The 15,280-nt window shown below is 45.8% G+C and carries 19 protein-coding genes; 10 read left to right on the forward strand and 9 right to left on the reverse strand.

Annotated elements, in window-relative coordinates:
* Window positions 1-79: 79 nt before the first annotated feature.
* Both MHI01_RS01650 and MHI01_RS01655 read right to left on the reverse strand, forming a co-directional pair.
* Complete coding sequence (locus MHI01_RS01650; RefSeq protein WP_282321167.1) at window positions 80-1,042, reverse strand: TIGR03943 family putative permease subunit; 963 nt, start codon at window positions 1,040-1,042, stop codon at window positions 80-82.
* Window positions 1,043-1,147: 105 nt separating this feature from the next.
* Window positions 1,148-2,182 (reverse strand): permease, encoded by a 1,035-nt coding sequence (locus MHI01_RS01655; protein WP_340982354.1) that lies wholly within the window; start codon window positions 2,180-2,182, stop codon window positions 1,148-1,150.
* 131 nt (window positions 2,183-2,313) lie between these two features.
* Here MHI01_RS01655 and MHI01_RS01660 point away from each other — a divergent pair, with 131 nt between their 5' ends.
* On the forward strand, window positions 2,314-2,412 hold the full coding sequence (locus tag MHI01_RS01660; RefSeq protein WP_282321169.1) for a GTP-binding protein: 99 nt from the start codon (window positions 2,314-2,316) through the stop codon (window positions 2,410-2,412).
* A gap of 140 nt (window positions 2,413-2,552) precedes the next feature.
* Window positions 2,553-2,723: a GTP-binding protein gene (locus MHI01_RS01665; RefSeq protein WP_340984815.1), complete on the forward strand. Its 171-nt coding sequence runs from the start codon at window positions 2,553-2,555 to the stop codon at window positions 2,721-2,723.
* Between the two features lie 69 nt (window positions 2,724-2,792).
* Here MHI01_RS01665 and MHI01_RS01670 read toward each other — a convergent pair whose 3' ends face one another.
* A complete protein-coding gene (locus tag MHI01_RS01670) occupies window positions 2,793-3,656 on the reverse strand; it encodes a stalk domain-containing protein (protein WP_340982355.1) in 864 nt (287 codons plus the stop codon).
* Between the two features lie 169 nt (window positions 3,657-3,825).
* On the opposite strand from MHI01_RS01670, the gene rpmG reads away from it, so the two are divergent.
* The 6 genes from rpmG (at window position 3,826) to MHI01_RS01700 (ending at window position 8,115) form a co-directional block, all read left to right on the forward strand.
* Window positions 3,826-3,975, forward strand: a complete 150-nt coding sequence (gene rpmG / locus MHI01_RS01675) for a 50S ribosomal protein L33 (protein ID WP_036613813.1) — start codon at window positions 3,826-3,828, stop codon at window positions 3,973-3,975.
* A 50-nt stretch (window positions 3,976-4,025) separates the two neighbouring features.
* Window positions 4,026-4,733 carry a metal ABC transporter ATP-binding protein gene (locus MHI01_RS01680; RefSeq protein WP_340982356.1) on the forward strand — a complete coding sequence of 236 codons (708 nt, stop codon included), beginning with the start codon at window positions 4,026-4,028 and terminating at the stop codon, window positions 4,731-4,733.
* Complete coding sequence (locus tag MHI01_RS01685; protein WP_340017608.1) at window positions 4,679-5,572, forward strand: metal ABC transporter permease; 894 nt, start codon at window positions 4,679-4,681, stop codon at window positions 5,570-5,572. Before MHI01_RS01680 ends, MHI01_RS01685 begins: the two co-directional genes overlap by 55 nt.
* Window positions 5,559-6,710, forward strand: a complete 1,152-nt coding sequence (locus MHI01_RS01690; protein ID WP_340982357.1) for a metal ABC transporter substrate-binding protein — start codon at window positions 5,559-5,561, stop codon at window positions 6,708-6,710. Before MHI01_RS01685 ends, MHI01_RS01690 begins: the two co-directional genes overlap by 14 nt.
* Window positions 6,711-6,875: 165 nt before the next feature.
* Window positions 6,876-7,358 carry a hypothetical protein gene (locus MHI01_RS01695; protein ID WP_036673725.1) on the forward strand — a complete coding sequence of 161 codons (483 nt, stop codon included), beginning with the start codon at window positions 6,876-6,878 and terminating at the stop codon, window positions 7,356-7,358.
* Between the two features lie 55 nt (window positions 7,359-7,413).
* On the forward strand, window positions 7,414-8,115 hold the full coding sequence (locus MHI01_RS01700; protein ID WP_340982358.1) for a M50 family metallopeptidase: 702 nt from the start codon (window positions 7,414-7,416) through the stop codon (window positions 8,113-8,115).
* Between the two features lie 115 nt (window positions 8,116-8,230).
* Here MHI01_RS01700 and MHI01_RS01705 read toward each other — a convergent pair whose 3' ends face one another.
* The 5 genes from MHI01_RS01705 to MHI01_RS01725 form a co-directional block, all read right to left on the reverse strand.
* Window positions 8,231-8,602, reverse strand: a complete 372-nt coding sequence (locus tag MHI01_RS01705) for a DUF4363 family protein (protein WP_340982359.1) — start codon at window positions 8,600-8,602, stop codon at window positions 8,231-8,233.
* 26 nt (window positions 8,603-8,628) lie between these two features.
* Window positions 8,629-9,357, reverse strand: coding sequence for a DUF421 domain-containing protein (locus MHI01_RS01710; RefSeq protein ID WP_091029630.1), 729 nt, complete (start codon window positions 9,355-9,357; stop codon window positions 8,629-8,631).
* 206 nt (window positions 9,358-9,563) lie between these two features.
* Entirely contained in the window at window positions 9,564-10,427 is an 864-nt protein-coding gene (locus MHI01_RS01715) for an SDR family oxidoreductase (protein ID WP_340982360.1), read from the reverse strand.
* The gene (gene uxuA / locus MHI01_RS01720; RefSeq protein WP_036673719.1) at window positions 10,424-11,491 is read right to left on the reverse strand and encodes a mannonate dehydratase; all 1,068 of its coding nucleotides are present in this window, start codon (window positions 11,489-11,491) and stop codon (window positions 10,424-10,426) included. The genes MHI01_RS01715 and uxuA overlap by 4 nt, the downstream gene beginning before the upstream one ends.
* A gap of 39 nt (window positions 11,492-11,530) precedes the next feature.
* The gene (locus tag MHI01_RS01725; protein ID WP_340020518.1) at window positions 11,531-12,208 is read right to left on the reverse strand and encodes a GntR family transcriptional regulator; all 678 of its coding nucleotides are present in this window, start codon (window positions 12,206-12,208) and stop codon (window positions 11,531-11,533) included.
* A gap of 271 nt (window positions 12,209-12,479) precedes the next feature.
* On the opposite strand from MHI01_RS01725, the gene MHI01_RS01730 reads away from it, so the two are divergent.
* Complete coding sequence (locus tag MHI01_RS01730; protein WP_017688208.1) at window positions 12,480-12,782, forward strand: ArsR/SmtB family transcription factor; 303 nt, start codon at window positions 12,480-12,482, stop codon at window positions 12,780-12,782.
* A gap of 90 nt (window positions 12,783-12,872) precedes the next feature.
* Window positions 12,873-14,276, forward strand: coding sequence for an aldehyde dehydrogenase (locus MHI01_RS01735; RefSeq protein ID WP_340982361.1), 1,404 nt, complete (start codon window positions 12,873-12,875; stop codon window positions 14,274-14,276).
* Window positions 14,277-14,306: 30 nt separating this feature from the next.
* Here MHI01_RS01735 and MHI01_RS01740 read toward each other — a convergent pair whose 3' ends face one another.
* Window positions 14,307-15,218 carry an AraC family transcriptional regulator gene (locus MHI01_RS01740; RefSeq protein WP_340982362.1) on the reverse strand — a complete coding sequence of 304 codons (912 nt, stop codon included), beginning with the start codon at window positions 15,216-15,218 and terminating at the stop codon, window positions 14,307-14,309.
* Window positions 15,219-15,280: the final 62 nt, after the last annotated feature.

Here is a 15,280-nt window from a genome sequence, read left to right on the forward strand (position 1 = left end):
ACTAAAAAACACACTATGAAATGTATAGTGTGTTTTTTATATTCATTAATTTAGGTTTCTTATAGTCTATCGGTTCTCCTTAATTGTTACTAAGCTTCTCATAAGCCATCACCGAGTCCGCATTGGTGTAAATATAAGGCGTGGATGGCTCGGCTACAGGTGTCACCTTTGTGGCGCGAATTTCAATCGTATCCTTACCGTTCACCTGTGCAGAACCGATGCTGCCATCGATTTGCACCCAGCTGTCTGTAGGGAAGCTATCCGCTTCGGGGATGTGAATCATCACGCCAAAGGGAGCAGCATCTGCGGGGCAACACATGACGAGAAATCGACCCAGCGCAAAATGTGATTCATGATCCATGCTTTTGTCCCGATAAACGAACCCGGTTAAGGAGATATCTTTGCCTGCAAATTGTCGCTGGAACATATCAATCGTGCCGAGGGTTTCAGAGAAGATCTCGGGATAGACTCGGATGACCTGTTCTGCATACAACTTCTCCGCCAGTTCAGCGAATTCGCGGCTATACTCGTCTGGGGGAATGAATTGTACTTTGGTAGCCGAAGCAGCCTGAACAGCCGTTGGTTTTTGCGTGAGATCTTGTACTTTCAATTGCGTTGCCGGATCAGGTAAAGGCTCTTTTCGACGAATCTCGGGAGGGGCATAGGTGAGAGACATGCCTTTCTGACTGGCCATGGAACTGCCGAGAGCCCGATCAGGTAACAGAAACCCCAGCAACAAGGGGATAGCAATCAGACCATATACCATTAAGCTACGAAGGAACCCCGAGGGTGGTGGATGTTCACAGTCGCAATGAACCTCGTTTCTGCCGAACAGTCCGTGCCATGCCATGATAACGGCAATAAACAATAAGGGAACAGGACAGCATAATAGCAGTTTTTGCATGGTAGGAGCCAAATAATAATGAAGCGAATCACTTGAATTCAACTGAATAATGTACACTGCCACCCCGCCGATCCAGCCTGCACGGATCAGGTTATGCCATTGGATGACGTGTGACCTTGGAACAGGAGGCTTGGTCATCGTATAGATAGTGTGGTTCATATATCATCACCTCATTTCTATTCATAGTCAGAATGCAAGTTCATGGGATTAACCATTCAGGTCATGAAGTATTGGGCTCAACCTTTATACCAGCAGGTTAATCAACCACGAGCCGGCGAAGACGAGTGTGATAATCGCTAGACTTAAACCTATAACAAACCGAGTACGGAAGGTTGAGAGCAACATGAGCGTGCTTTTGAAATCCAGCATTGGACCAAGAACAAGGAAGGATACCAGCGGCCCCAGTGCAAACGTATGTGAGAACGCAGAAGCCACAAAAGCATCAGAAGTGGAGCAGAGAGACAGTACATAAGCAAATCCCATCATGAACACATAGGAGGCAACAGGACCATTACCAAGAGAGATCAGATCGCTGCGGCTAATGAATGTTTGGATGCAGGCTGTAATCAGGGCACCGATCACCAGATATTTGCTCATATCGACAAATTCGTCTCCGGCGTGAATGAAGAAGCTGCGCCAGTTTTTTACATGGTTATGATCATGTGCATTTGCGTGCGCGTGAGGTTGCGCCATTTTAAAACCAGGATGTGTCTTAACCTCTGTCGCTACGACTTTTGGCATCCGAAGAGGATTTCGACGAACAAACACATACACAAGCATCCCTATGGAAGCTGCTACAGCAAAGGCCAGTCCCATACGGGCAATGGTAATCTCGGGATGGGAGGGAAAGGCAAGTAAGGTTGCCGTAAATACGATGGGATTGACTACGGGACCACTCAAGATGAACGTCACTGCGATATAGGCAGGCATGCCTTTGTGCATCAACCTTCTCACTACCGGGATCATGCCACATTCACAGATGGGGAAAATAATACCTAGCAACCCTGCAACCAGCACACCGCCGATCGGATTCTTGGGCGTGAGTCTGCGGACCATTTCTTCGGATACAAACCATTGCATGAGCGAGGATAATAGCACACCCATGAGCAGAAAAGGTGCGGCTTCAAGGAAAATACCTATGAATACGGTTTTCATATTTTGCAAAGCTTCACTGTTCCATGCTTCCTTCAAGTCTGGAGCCATTGTGATCAACACGGGAACAAGAAATGCACAAGGGATCAGGAAGGACAGGAGCTTCAGATTGGCTGCCATTTTCATGAAACAGACCTCCACAACTAGGACTTTGCTAAAATATATGCTTGTACGTGCAGCAACATACATCATTCCTATGTTCTAATCAACATTTTTACGATTAAAGTTCCAACTTAAACAGAGTGGAGGAAGCAGAAATGTCAGATCAACAGGTTCAACAGCGGGTTCCAGTAATCGTACTTAGTGGATATTTAGGTGCAGGCAAAACGACACTTCTCAATCATGCAAAGGCCTGATGTGGCTGGCGACAAGAAACCATATGGCAATCTCTTTCAGTCATGCAGGTACATCGAAGCAGCTTGCGCCAGCAGGAATATGGGTAGGTGCGATGAGTTAGGAGGAAAGGCAACTTCATTTTGGCGACACGCTGCCAAGCATACCGGACTGGGATGATGAGTGGGGCGATCGGGTGACGAAATTGGTCTTTATCGGCATTGACATGGACCGGGCTGAGATTGAACGTACATTGGATGAGACTCTTCTTACGGAGGAGGAGATGCGTATGAACTGGCGTGAACTGAAAGATCCATTTCCGGCGTGGAGTTGAAGTGAAAAGAAAAGATCTTCAAGTGCAATAGTGCCCCTGAAGATCAATGATTATATTGCATTAAGGACTTTAGCTAAAGTACAAATCGCCAAGATAAAAATCACCGTTACCACTTTTTTGCGGACTAAACACAAAGGTAAGGTACACTCCATAGGAACCCGTCCATCCTTGTGGATAATAAATGGCTTTGTAACTGTGTCTTGTTTTGGTTTTATCATTCATTGCAATCACTTTAAAATCAGCTGATTTCACATTAATCAACTGATCTGCATATTTAGTCAGCGTTTTTTTATCATTTGCTGCAATGATACCTTTGACTGTAGTCTTAAATTTATCTTTCTGGGATTGCTTACCCAGATCAAAAATGTCGATCTCAGGATTTTCAATAACTTTAGCATCTATGTATTTATCAAATTCACTAGTGCTACCTGTTTTAAGTGCTTTACCATACATTTTGATCAGTGTTAAAGATTCTTTCTGCAATTTGACTATCATCTGAGCGTCAGTTCCAGTCATCTTGATTGAGCCTGAATTAGAAGTACTTGAGTTACTTGAACTACTTGGTTTACTTGAATCTTCAGAACCTTTGGTACCTGTACTGCTGTTATTACTACTCGAACTGCTTGACTTACCGCTACCTGAATTCGTGATACTTACAACTTTGTTGCTAACATTCAGAGATACGTTGGCTCCGAGTGCTTCTGCTGTGGTACTTACAGGCAAGTATACATCACCGTCATATACCAGTGCATTCAGTTTGTCCCCAGCTTCATTCTTGGGTGTCCAAGACAGACCGTTTACTTTAAAGCTAATGTTGCTGTCGAGTGCTGCTTCAATATCTTGAATTCCGTTTGAAGCTGCTACACCCAGGGCACCGAAAGCCAAACTGCATGCTACCAATGACCCAATAAAAGTTGATTTTTTGATCTTCATCTAGTTCCTCCGTAGGTAAAGTATAATGATACCAAAGCAGTATATCATATGAAATTATATTATGCATACAAAATTTTACTGTAACAGATATGGAGTTGACAAAAGAAAAGCTATAGACTAATATCATTAAATAGTAATAATTACGATTAAATAAGAGGAGGCAACAACCATGAGAGTCATTGTAACTTTAGCCTGCACCGAGTGCGGGGACCGCAACTATACAACAACCAAGAACAAACGTAACCATCCAGAGAGACTTGAGATGAAGAAGTACTCCCCACGTTTGAAGAAAATGACGATCCACCGGGAAACCAGATAAAATTTTTTTGTTATTTTTAAATCGTAATATTTACGAAAAGAGGGAATGGCATGATACTATCCTCCATGCGTGATGTTGTATTTGGATATGGCAAAGAGCCGGTCATTGATCAACTGTCGCTGGATATCCATGTGGGAGAGTTCATAGGCATCACAGGTCCCAATGGTTCTGCCAAAACGACCCTGTTAAAGCTGCTGCTAGGGCTATTGAAGCCCTGGAGCGGCACGATACATATGAATCCGCAGTTGAAACGTGGGAACAAGTCCAATATCGGTTATGTGCCCCAGCAGGTTGCATCGTTCAATAGTGGATTTCCCAGTACGGTGAATGAACTGGTCCGGTCCGGGTGTTACACCAGGCTGGGATTATTCCGCAGATTCACAGCAGAGCAGGATGCCGTCGTTGAACGCAGTCTGCGGGAAGTTGGTATGTGGGAATATCGGAATACACGCGTCGGTGAGCTGTCTGGCGGACAGAAGCAACGGATCTGTATTGCCAGAGCTATGGCTGGGCAACCGCAGGTTCTGGTACTGGATGAGCCAACAACGGGAATGGACCACCACAACCGTGAAGGATTTTACAATCTGATGCGCCACTATGTTGATGCTCATGGGATAACGATTATTATGGTTACTCATGGACTGGAAGAGATGGGGAATCGATTGGATCGAACGATTACTTTGGAGCGGCAAGAAAGTGAGGAATGGCAGTGTTTGAGTACGAATTCATGCAACGTGCCTTCTGGGCAGGTGGACTGATTGGAGTCATCGCTCCAATTCTCGGGGTTTATCTGATGCTCAGGCGGCAGGTCCTTATGGCAGACACGTTATCCCATGTCTCACTCGCAGGGGTGGCGCTCGGTTCAGTCATGAATCTTAACCCGGTGATCTGCGGGTTCGCGATTGCAATTATCGGTGCATTACTGGTTGAACAACTGCGGCGAAGTTACCGAACCTACAGCGAGGTACCTGTGGCGATCATCATGACTTCGGGACTGGCTCTTGCTGTGGTTTTGATGAGTCTCAAAACCAATCTGTCCAAGACCTTCAGCTCATACTTATTTGGATCTATTGTCGCGGTTAGCGATATGCAGTTGTGGATGATGGCAGGTGTGTGTGTCATTGGTTTACTTTTTTTCATCCTGCTCCGGAGACCGTTGTATAACTTTACGTTTGATGAAGAGACTGCTTCCATTGGAGGCGTTCAGGTAAGAGGGTTATCGTTTGCATTTGCCATTCTGACAGGAATGACTGTAGCTTCAGCCATGCCGATCGTCGGTGTGTTGCTGGTGTCTGCTCTCATTGTATTACCTGCTGCTTTGGCACTGAGAGTGTCTCGCAGTTTTACAGCAGCCATCATTGTTGCGGTAATTACAGGATTAATCGGTATTTTTAGCGGGCTCACAACATCTTACCATCTAAATACACCACCGGGAGGAACAATTGCACTCATCCTGTTGGTCATCCTATTGACTGGAATATCAGCGCAAAAGCTGATTGCACGATATAACCGCAAGCGTCATCGCAAAGAAACGAAATCACAGCACGTCATTCTGGTCAACCATTCTAGGAGGAATACATCACATGAAATTCAGTAAAAAAGCTACGCTCGGATTGTTGTTCAGTCTCACACTTATCGTCGCAGGCTGCGGACAAAAATCCGCTTCTGATGCAAATACAAGTTCTACGGGTGCCGGTAATACGGTACCCGTAGAGAGTGAAGTAGCAAAATTAAACGTGCAGGTCAGCTTCTACCCGATGTATGAGTTCACCAAAAATGTGGCAGGTGATCTGGCCGATGTGCATACAATCGTTCCAGCAGGAATGGAGCCCCACGATTGGGAGCCCACACCACAAGATATTGCCAGCATTGAAAAAGCGGATGTGCTTGTGTACAACGGTGCGGGCATGGAATCATGGATTGATCAGGTCACCGGAAGTCTAAGCAACGCTTCGCTCATTCAGGTGGAAGCAAGCAAGGGCATCAACCTGCTTGAAGGTGGAGAGCATGATCACCATCAAGAAGATTCAGAGACAACAGAACATGACCACGATCATGAGCATGCGAATGAAGCGACTACAGAAGCACATGATCACGATCATGCGGATGAAGCAACTGCTGAAGAACACGACCATGATCATGACGCAGAGGCAGAAGCAGAAGCAGAAGCAGAAGCAGAAGCAGAAGCAGGACATGATCACGATCACGGTGGACTCGACCCCCACGTATGGCTGTCACCTGCATTGGCTGTAAAAGAAGTGCGCAATATTGAAGCAGGTTTGGCGCAGGCTGCCCCGGAACATGCCGAACAGTTCAAGCAGAATGCAGATGCCTACATTGCTCAACTGGAGTCACTGGATCAGGACTTCAAGGCGGCTGTGACGGATAGCAAACGTAAGGATTTCATCACACAACACGCTGCATTTGGTTATCTTGCCAAGGAATATGGATTGCAACAGGTGCCCATCGCAGGATTGTCTCCTGAGCAAGAACCTTCAGCAGCGCAGATGGCATCTGTCATTGATTTTGCAAAAGAGCATCAGGTGAAAACGATTTTCTTCGAAACACTGGTTTCATCCAAAGTGTCTGAGACAATCGCAAGTGAAGTGGGGGCCAAGACGGCTGTATTGAATCCGATTGAGGGACTCACCGAGGAAGAAATTGCGGCGGGAATGGACTACATTAGCGTGATGAGACAGAATCTGGAGGCTCTGAAACTGGCACTAAACGAATAATTAAAAATCAGTTTGATGCCTGTCACCGAAAAAGGTACAATAATACAACATGCTGAGGAATGGATCGCCATTCCTTTGCCTTTTTGCAAAGCAGAGAGCACAGTGATGTGCTCTCTCTTTGTTTAATAAGGTGACCGGATCAAGGAGAACAGGAGGACGCATTGCATGAATTTAAATGAGGAACATGAAGTGCTGTTAAGTGAACAGCCTGCCCATCTGTGGAGACGGCGTAAGCTGGAGCTGATGCACTGGACGGAACGTGATAAACATACAGTATCCGCGAAGAAAACAGAGATTTGGAACGGTGTTGAAGTTGATGCCGAACTCGTGAAGGCATTGTCCATACTTCAGAGTGCGGGCGTGAGGACGGAATTTTCATGTGCAGGGGTGAGTCCGCTTGATGAACCTGTCGATCATTCCCTTTATGCTTATGTTACCCTGATACAAAGTGAGGTAGCAGATCAATTCGTGCACTATGCCCTCCGTCGGATGCGGAATCGACTGCTCGTTACGCTAGAGGCCGAAAAGGGCCGCTATGATCTATCTTCTTTTTTCATTGGACACAATCGGAGCTTCTGCTGGTGGATGGAGCACTGTGCCTTACAGTTCGGAAGCCGAAACGAATCGAGTGAAAAAAGCGTAGTATAAAGGATAGGCTTGTTTACTTGATTGTTTACTTGAAGGTAAAGGAGGTATGGCACGATTGAATAAGTGGGTCAAAACGATACTTTTTCTACTAGGCTCCGTCTTTCTTACACGATTCATCCCATTTTCGTCCTTGTTCCGTAACCTGGATACGATGATTCACGAATTCGGTCATGCACTAATGACACTGATATTGTCCGGTAAAGTGCTGCGCATTGAATTGTACGCTGATCATAGTGGTGTAACTTACTCTTCCATGCTGACGCCAGGCAGATCGATCCTGGTTTCTCTGGCGGGATATATCAGTGCATCACTGTTCGCCTTGCTGTTGTTTTACTTATACCGCAAAGGCTTGCACATGTGGGGACTTGGTATTATGACGGCTGTCGCTCTGGTGTCGCTCCTGTTATATGTAAGAGGGGAGTTCGGCATGTTATGGCTGACCGGGTTCATCGTACTGAACGTTGTCATTATGATTTTTGGTGCCAAGATCGTGAAGTACTATTATCTGTTACTGGCGTTTCTTACGCTGGAAGAGTCGGTTGTTAGTGCTGTATACGTTGGATTTATGTCCTGGACTCAGCCCTCACGGGCAGGGGATGCAGCGAATCTCGCTCAACAGACATTCCTTCCCGCGCTGTTCTGGGGCACGCTGTTTGCTTTGTTTGCACTGTGGTGTGCCAAGGGAGCACTCGGTCTCTTTTTCCGCAAAGAAGGCACTTCGCGATCGTCACGGTCTCGGGGATTACGAAGAGCGTAATGGATATAAAGTTATATCAAAGCAAAGAAGGCACTTCCTTTCTTCATAAAAGGATAGTGCCTTTTGTTTTTGGACTTACTAATGATATTCAAGCTTGATATTAAAGATATTGAACCTAATCTCCAAGATTATCCCATAACACATAAAAGTAATAAATCTCTTCCATAATCGCCTTATCATCCTCTGCCGCAACGCCGCCCTTCATTCGAGCAAGGGTCCCCAGAATATCATAAATTGATTCACGCTCCACACTGAACTGAATGCGGTTGACGACTTTATCCCAAGCTTGCATTGCATAATTGATTTGAGAGTTGGCTTCAGTCCATTGTTTTCCCTCGACTTGTTTCTCCAACATCTGTACAGATTCAAGCAAGCGATCATCGGTACCAAAGGGCTTTTTGAGAAAGGCTCCGCTAGCCATAATTGCAACGAACACAAGAATGAGGAAGATCGGAAGCACATATAACAGCCAGAAACGCGTTTTCATTCAACCGCCTCCTTGATGTAAAGAGTTTAGAAAGGCCCCTCATAATCGCCCATGTCGATTTTTTCGGTGATCTTATCCTTGAACAGATCAACATACAATTTGTCATTGGGTAATATGGCCGCAAAAGCAATATCCTGTATCGTGATGTTTTGCTTTTTCAGCTGCTCACTGAGCCAATTAATATCTTTGTGTCTTTCCTCCAAATTTTGCTTAATCAGCAGGCCATCAATGATAATCTCGGTCATCAGCTTGCTCTTGGGCGGGTGCATATGCATGTCTTTGGCGGTTACCGGCTGATTCTCAGGTTTCAAAACAACCGAGAGGCTACCATCCGGCTCCAGAATCGCATAATCCAGCGTTGTAATATCAAATACATCCTTTTGCCGCAGCATCATGGTCAATTCATCAAATTTGACTCGCATTTTACTCAGGTTCTGTTCAAGAATTTTACCGTTCTGGATGATCAATGTGGGATCAGAGTCCATTAGTTTGGAGATGGTGCGATTTTTCAGCGTAATATACTGAAAGATGATCGTAATGATTGTAAAAATGGTCAAGGCCACAAAATGAATCCACGCCTTGGAGGAAAGATCGGTTGCAAAAGTCCCCGCAATGGAACCGATTGTGATGCCGTTAATGTAATCAAAATACGTCAAGTTACCCATCTGCTGTTTGCCCAGCACCCTTGTATAGATGATCAGGGTCAGAAAGGCAATAATAGACCGTACGGCAACAACCCATGTTTCTTCCATCATATATGTATCACCTTCCTTTAGTTCACCGTAGCTGTAATAAGAGATTGTTTAAAAAGTTTGCTTTTGAACATGTATTATAACAAGCTTTTCCTATGCTGGAGGATCTTATGCTTGAACGCAAAAAACCGAAACCTGGGTATGTATCCCAAGCTTCGGTTTCATTAAATACCTATATTAGTTGAACTGATTCATTTACACGTTAATCATTATACACCTGAATAGGCCATAAATCCGCCATCTACCGGAATGACTGTGCCAGTGACAAAGCCGGATTGCCTTTCATCCGCAAGCCACATCAATGTGCCAAGCAGGTCTTCCGGTTTGCCAAAACGGCGCATGGGTGTATGCGCAATAATTTTACTGGAACGTTCCGTAGGTGAGCCGTCTGGTTGCAGTAATAGATTACGGTTTTGCTCAGTCAGGAAAAACCCGGGTGCAATAGCGTTGACACGAATACCGGATTCGGCCAGATGAACGGCGAGCCACTGCGTGAAGTTGTTAATGGCTGCCTTTGCAGCGCTGTACGCTGGAACTTTCGTCATGGGCGATGGGGCGCTCATGGAAGAAATGTTTATGACAGTAGCGGGAACATCGTGCTCTATCATATGTTTTGCAAAGATTTGAGTAGGGATGAGAGAACCGACAAAATTCAAATCCATCACCTGACGAAATCCCTCTACACTCACATCAAAAAATGTAGTGACATCGCTCTTTTCCAGATCTTCCAATCTGAAGATTTCATTGGTGGTGTTGGCACTGGCGTTATTGCCACCCGCACCATTGATCAGAATATCACATGGTCCGAGCTGTTCCAGCACCGCATCTGCCGCTGCTTGCACACTATCGGCCTGGGTTACGTCACAGGCAATGGCAATCGCTTTGCCACCGGCAGCTTCTATCGCAGATACAACTTCCTGTCCCTTGGACACGGTGCGGTTCAAGATGGCTACACTTGCACCGTGCCGAGCGAGTTCTTCCGCCATGGAGCGGCATAATACTCCAGCACCTCCGGTGATTACAGCTGTTCTGCCTTCAAGACGAGATGAGCGTTCATATTGGTGTTCACTCATGCTTTTGCCCTCCTTTGCAGGGAATCCCATACGCCCCAGAGATACATGATCCCCAAAGCCCGGTCATAGAGTCCATAACCAGGTCGGCACTGTTCTCCCCATAGATGACGACCGTGGTCGGGTCTTGCATAACCTTCATAACCGATATCGTGATAAGCCTCAACAACCCCTGCAATATCAACACTCCCATCCTGACTGCGATGTGAGGTTTCGATAAAGTCGCCATTATCGTAGATTTTGACATTACGAATGTGGGCAAATGGAATCCGATCCTTGAACTCGTGTATCATCCCGATAATGTCATTATCAGCATTCGCTCCCAAAGAGCCACTGCATAGTGTCACGCTGTTGTAAGGGCTATCATAAAGATTCAAATATTTCCGAACATTCTCCTGACTTGTAATAATCTTTGGTAATCCAAAGATTGGCCATGGCGGGTCATCTGGATGGATGGCCATTCGAATCCCCAGCCGTTCGGCTGTAGGCATAATCTCTTGCAGGAAATAACGTGCGTGCTCCCACATATGATCCTCGGTTACATCTTTGTAGGCTTCGAACAGACCTGTTAAATACTGCAATCGTTCCGGTTCCCAACCTGGCATGGTGAGTGCGGAGTTTTCCGTAATGCGTCGAACGAGTTCTAGAGGTTCTATATCTGCAAGTTTACTGTGCTCATAGAAGAGGGCAGTTGAGCCATCCTCCATTTCCTTGTGCATATCCGTGCGAAGCCAGTCGAAGATCGGCATAAAGTTGTAACAGATGACCTTAACACCAACTTGAGCCAGTTTCTCCATTGTTTTAATATAGTTCGCAATGTATTTATCCCTTGATGGCAGGCCCAACTTGATATCCTCATGGATGTTCACACTCTCAACGACATCCAGATGTAACCCGGCCTTGTCTGCTGCTGTTTTGACAGCGAGTATTTTGTCCATTGGCCATTCCTCGCCAGCAGGAACATCGTGCAGTGCCCACACAATACCTTCAACACCCGGAATCTGCCGGATATGATCCAGCGTTACCGTATCATTGCCTTCGCCGAACCAGCGAAAAACCATTCTCATCACGTTCACCTCATCATGAATAGTAGGAAGAAAATTCAGTCATTGAAAATAGGACGGATATGTATCCTGCAGGACAGCCAAATCGGTGACAGTTAAATGCAAGTGTTCCTGCATCAGTCGCTCTGCTGTGTCGGCATCATGCTGCTGAATGGCCTTGACCATAGACCGGTGCTGTTCAATCAGGTGATCCCACTGGTGGTCCGAGGACAGGCGTAACATGCGACTTCGATTCAAATGTACATTCATCTGCTGGATAACAGTCCAGGTGTTGCTTTTGTTGCAGCCTGCAAAAAGAGTGCTATGGAATTCCTCATCCAATTGGAACATTCGTTCATCATCCGGTTTGACCCTGCATTCCTGTTGCCACGCAAGGTTCTGTTCAAGAGCTACCATCTGTTCGTTCGGAAAGTTCTCGCAGGCGAGCCTGATTACGGCTCGTTCGAGCTGTTCACGCATGAACCGTGCTTCCTCAACGAGATCGACCTGAATCAGAGAGACGTATGTGCCGCGCTGTGGATACACTTCCAGCAGACCTTCCTGTGCAAGCCTTACAAAACTTTCTCGAACAGGTGTCCGGCTTACCTGGAACTCCAGCGAAATTTCCTTCTCAGAAATAGCTGTTCCTGGAGGCAATTTCAAACTCAAAATGAGTTGTTTCAGCGTGAAGTAAACGACATCTCGCGATGAGTAAGATTGCTTATTATTCATGGAAGACATATTGCTCGCAACAGGCAACAAACCGGCTCTGGATGATAACTTTGGGGTATATTCCACAACTTCAACTCCTTCAATGACATACTACCATACTTGTATGGTAGTATGGAAGCGCTTTATAATCATTATATTAAATTTAGTTGGTGGTTCACTTGCAGTTCAAGTGATTAAAGAGTACAATTCAGTCATTAGGTTCGAATGTTTAAACCAACAGACATCAAACAGAGAAATATACGTAGAAATAATGAAGAAGAAATAGTATAGAGGTGAAACCATGGGACAAAAAGCAATTAGCGTTTTTCAAACCTGTATTCCGTTATTTCAGGTGTTAAGTGACAACCATCGTCAATCCATTTTGCTGACACTCACCGAGAAAGGCAGAATGACAGTGAATGAAATTACCGAACAATCCAGCCTATCCCGGCCAGCCATATCTCATCATCTCAAGCTGTTGTTAGAGAAGGGACTTATATCTGTGGAGCAGAAGGGCACACAGCGTTATTATTCGGCTTCATTGAATGCATCGGTGGAACTGCTGAAGGAACTGGTAGCTGCTTTGGAAGAAGAGTGTCTGTAGAGTAATAGTGATCAAACATGCTTTTGCATGTGTCTTATAGGTTCGTAAGTTTAAACGCTTGATCAATAATGAATAGAGGAGTATGTATATATGACAACGACTATACAGGAAGTAACCAGTCAGGAAGTTGAACAGATTTTGGAGCAGCAACGACAATTCTTTCGTTCCGGGGCAACACGATCGGCAGAAGCTCGAATTGCCCGTCTGACCCAACTGAAGCAGGCCATTCAAAAGTACGAATCCAGACTGACAGAAGCTCTCTATCAGGATTTGGGCAAAAGTGAGTTCGAATCCTACACAACCGAGATCGGATTTATGATGGACAGCATCACACACACCATTCGTAAAGTGAATAAATGGGTGAAACCCGTTAAAGTGAAAACGCAAATGGCGCTCCTGGGTTCGAAAAGTTATATCATACCCGAACCCTACGGGGCGGTTCTGATTATCGGACCGTTTAATTATCCTTTTCAACTCTTAATCGAACCATTGGTAGGTGCTATTGCAGCAGGTAACACAGCCGTGCTCAAAGCGTCAGAGAATACACCTGCGGTGTCCGCTGTTGTACGTGAAATGATTGCAAGCGTGTTCGAACCGGCATACGTACAGGTACTTGACGGTGCTAAAGACACAACAACAGCGCTGATTAACGCGCCATTCGACTATATCTTTTTTACAGGCAGTGTACCGGTTGGCAAGATTGTGATGGAGGCAGCTGCCAAAAATCTCGTTCCCGTTACGTTAGAACTGGGAGGCAAAAGTCCGGTCATCGTTGATGAACAGGCGGATATCAAAGTAGCAGCTGAGCGCATTATATGGGGCAAACTGCTCAATACAGGACAGACCTGTATCGCACCCGATTATTTACTTGTGCATGAGCGCGTGAAGGGACCGTTAATTACAGAGATGAAGGCAGCAATCGTGTCTTTCTTTGGTTCGGATATCCAGCACAACAAGGACTATGGGCGAATCGTGAACAAGGGACATTTTAAACGTCTGACGACTTTGATTGAGCGGGATCAGGCCAAAGTGATATATGGGGGAGCTTCGGATGAGGAAGATCGCTTCATTGAACCTACACTGATTGATGCGGAGTCCTGGGATGCAGCAACGATGGAAGATGAGATTTTTGGACCGATTCTGCCGATCATTAGTTATCGTAACCTGGATGAAGCCATTGTAGAAATCGTAAAGCGGCCGAAACCACTCGCCTTGTATCTGTTCACTTCCGACACCCGGGTTCAGGACAAAGTGCTGCGCGAAGTTTCTTTTGGAGGCGGCTGCATTAACGATACCATCACGCATGTAGCGAATCCACGTCTGCCGTTTGGCGGTGTTGGTCATTCTGGTGTTGGCTCGTATCATGGGCAGTACAGCTTCGAAACCTTCTCTCATCTCAAAAGTGTACTGAAAAAAAGCACCAAATTGAATCTGCCGATTCTGTATCCACCGTATGATAACAAGCTGAAGCTGATTAAGCGTTTGTTGAAATAAATAAGAAAGACAAACAGCCTGCTACTGGACCTATTCCAGAGCAGGCTGTTCCTGTCGGTAACGGGAGGGTGACATGCCGGACCAGCGCTTGAATTGACGACTGAAATGGGCAATATCCTTATAACCAAGCATGACGGCAATATTTTGAACGGACAGCTTCGGATTGCCCAGAAGAAGCTTCGCTTCATGCAAAACCAACTGGGATAATACAGCACGTGGAGACTGACCAAACACCTGCTTGAACACGCGATTACAGTGAGAAGAACTGATGCCCAGCTCTGCTGCAATATCATCAATGCCATAGTGACCGTTGGACTCGTGTCCCTGTTTGAATTGCTGACTCATCAGGCCTTGCAACCGATTACGAATCTGGTGGGCGAGTTCGATCTTCTCGTGTCCGTCGGTAAACCAGTGAGCTGCCTCTTTCGAGACCGCCTCCCACAGATGGCCAAATAGTTCAAATACCGCAGATTGCAGCTGCATACGCTGTACCATCGTATTTGCTGTTTCATCATCCGCAGATGACATCAATTTGCGCAAAACCGGCTCAATCTGCTGTGTAACCGGACTATCCGCACTGAATCGCACTTGTTTGATGCGCGCCAGCAACGATAGGAACAACTGATCATCAATGTCAAAATGCATGCAAAAATACGTGAATCCCTTGCCGTTATGGCTCTGGCTGGAATGAATGCTTCCCGGAGGAATCAGGAGCAGTTCGCCAGCCTTTTGAATGTATAGGGTACCATTCACCATCATGCGTTGCTCGCCTTCCGTGACATAATTCAATTCATATTGAGGGTGCTCATGTGCCGGATAATCCCAGTCCATACCCACACTTCGTAAATGAATGGCAAACAGATTGACCGTTGTTTGTACATCTGGATAAAAAACTTCATGGACACTTTCTCCCAAAGTAGGAGGCAAATACGTTGAAGACATGGAAGATCCCCCTTCATATGAGGTTGTTCAAAAATGTGATTTTGATTACGCACGTATATCTA

Source organism: Paenibacillus sp. FSL M7-0656 (assembly GCF_038003225.1).
Lineage (GTDB): Bacteria > Bacillota > Bacilli > Paenibacillales > Paenibacillaceae > Paenibacillus > Paenibacillus amylolyticus.

Coding starts and splice junctions, on each gene's coding strand:
- MHI01_RS01650 (WP_282321167.1), bottom strand. CDS start 1,042: ATGACCAAGCCTCCTGTTCCAAGGTCACACGTCATCCAATGGCATAAC.
- MHI01_RS01655 (WP_340982354.1), bottom strand. CDS start 2,182: ATGAAAATGGCAGCCAATCTGAAGCTCCTGTCCTTCCTGATCCCTTGT.
- MHI01_RS01660 (WP_282321169.1), top strand. CDS start 2,314: ATGTCAGATCAACAGGTTCAACAGCGGGTTCCAGTAATCGTACTTAGT.
- MHI01_RS01670 (WP_340982355.1), bottom strand. CDS start 3,656: ATGAAGATCAAAAAATCAACTTTTATTGGGTCATTGGTAGCATGCAGT.
- rpmG (WP_036613813.1), top strand. CDS start 3,826: ATGAGAGTCATTGTAACTTTAGCCTGCACCGAGTGCGGGGACCGCAAC.
- MHI01_RS01680 (WP_340982356.1), top strand. CDS start 4,026: ATGATACTATCCTCCATGCGTGATGTTGTATTTGGATATGGCAAAGAG.
- MHI01_RS01685 (WP_340017608.1), top strand. CDS start 4,679: ATGGCAGTGTTTGAGTACGAATTCATGCAACGTGCCTTCTGGGCAGGT.
- MHI01_RS01690 (WP_340982357.1), top strand. CDS start 5,559: ATGAAATTCAGTAAAAAAGCTACGCTCGGATTGTTGTTCAGTCTCACA.
- MHI01_RS01695 (WP_036673725.1), top strand. CDS start 6,876: ATGAATTTAAATGAGGAACATGAAGTGCTGTTAAGTGAACAGCCTGCC.
- MHI01_RS01705 (WP_340982359.1), bottom strand. CDS start 8,602: ATGAAAACGCGTTTCTGGCTGTTATATGTGCTTCCGATCTTCCTCATT.
- MHI01_RS01710 (WP_091029630.1), bottom strand. CDS start 9,357: ATGATGGAAGAAACATGGGTTGTTGCCGTACGGTCTATTATTGCCTTT.
- MHI01_RS01715 (WP_340982360.1), bottom strand. CDS start 10,427: ATGAGTGAACACCAATATGAACGCTCATCTCGTCTTGAAGGCAGAACA.
- uxuA (WP_036673719.1), bottom strand. CDS start 11,491: ATGAGAATGGTTTTTCGCTGGTTCGGCGAAGGCAATGATACGGTAACG.
- MHI01_RS01725 (WP_340020518.1), bottom strand. CDS start 12,208: ATGTCTTCCATGAATAATAAGCAATCTTACTCATCGCGAGATGTCGTT.
- MHI01_RS01730 (WP_017688208.1), top strand. CDS start 12,480: ATGGGACAAAAAGCAATTAGCGTTTTTCAAACCTGTATTCCGTTATTT.
- MHI01_RS01735 (WP_340982361.1), top strand. CDS start 12,873: ATGACAACGACTATACAGGAAGTAACCAGTCAGGAAGTTGAACAGATT.
- MHI01_RS01740 (WP_340982362.1), bottom strand. CDS start 15,218: ATGTCTTCAACGTATTTGCCTCCTACTTTGGGAGAAAGTGTCCATGAA.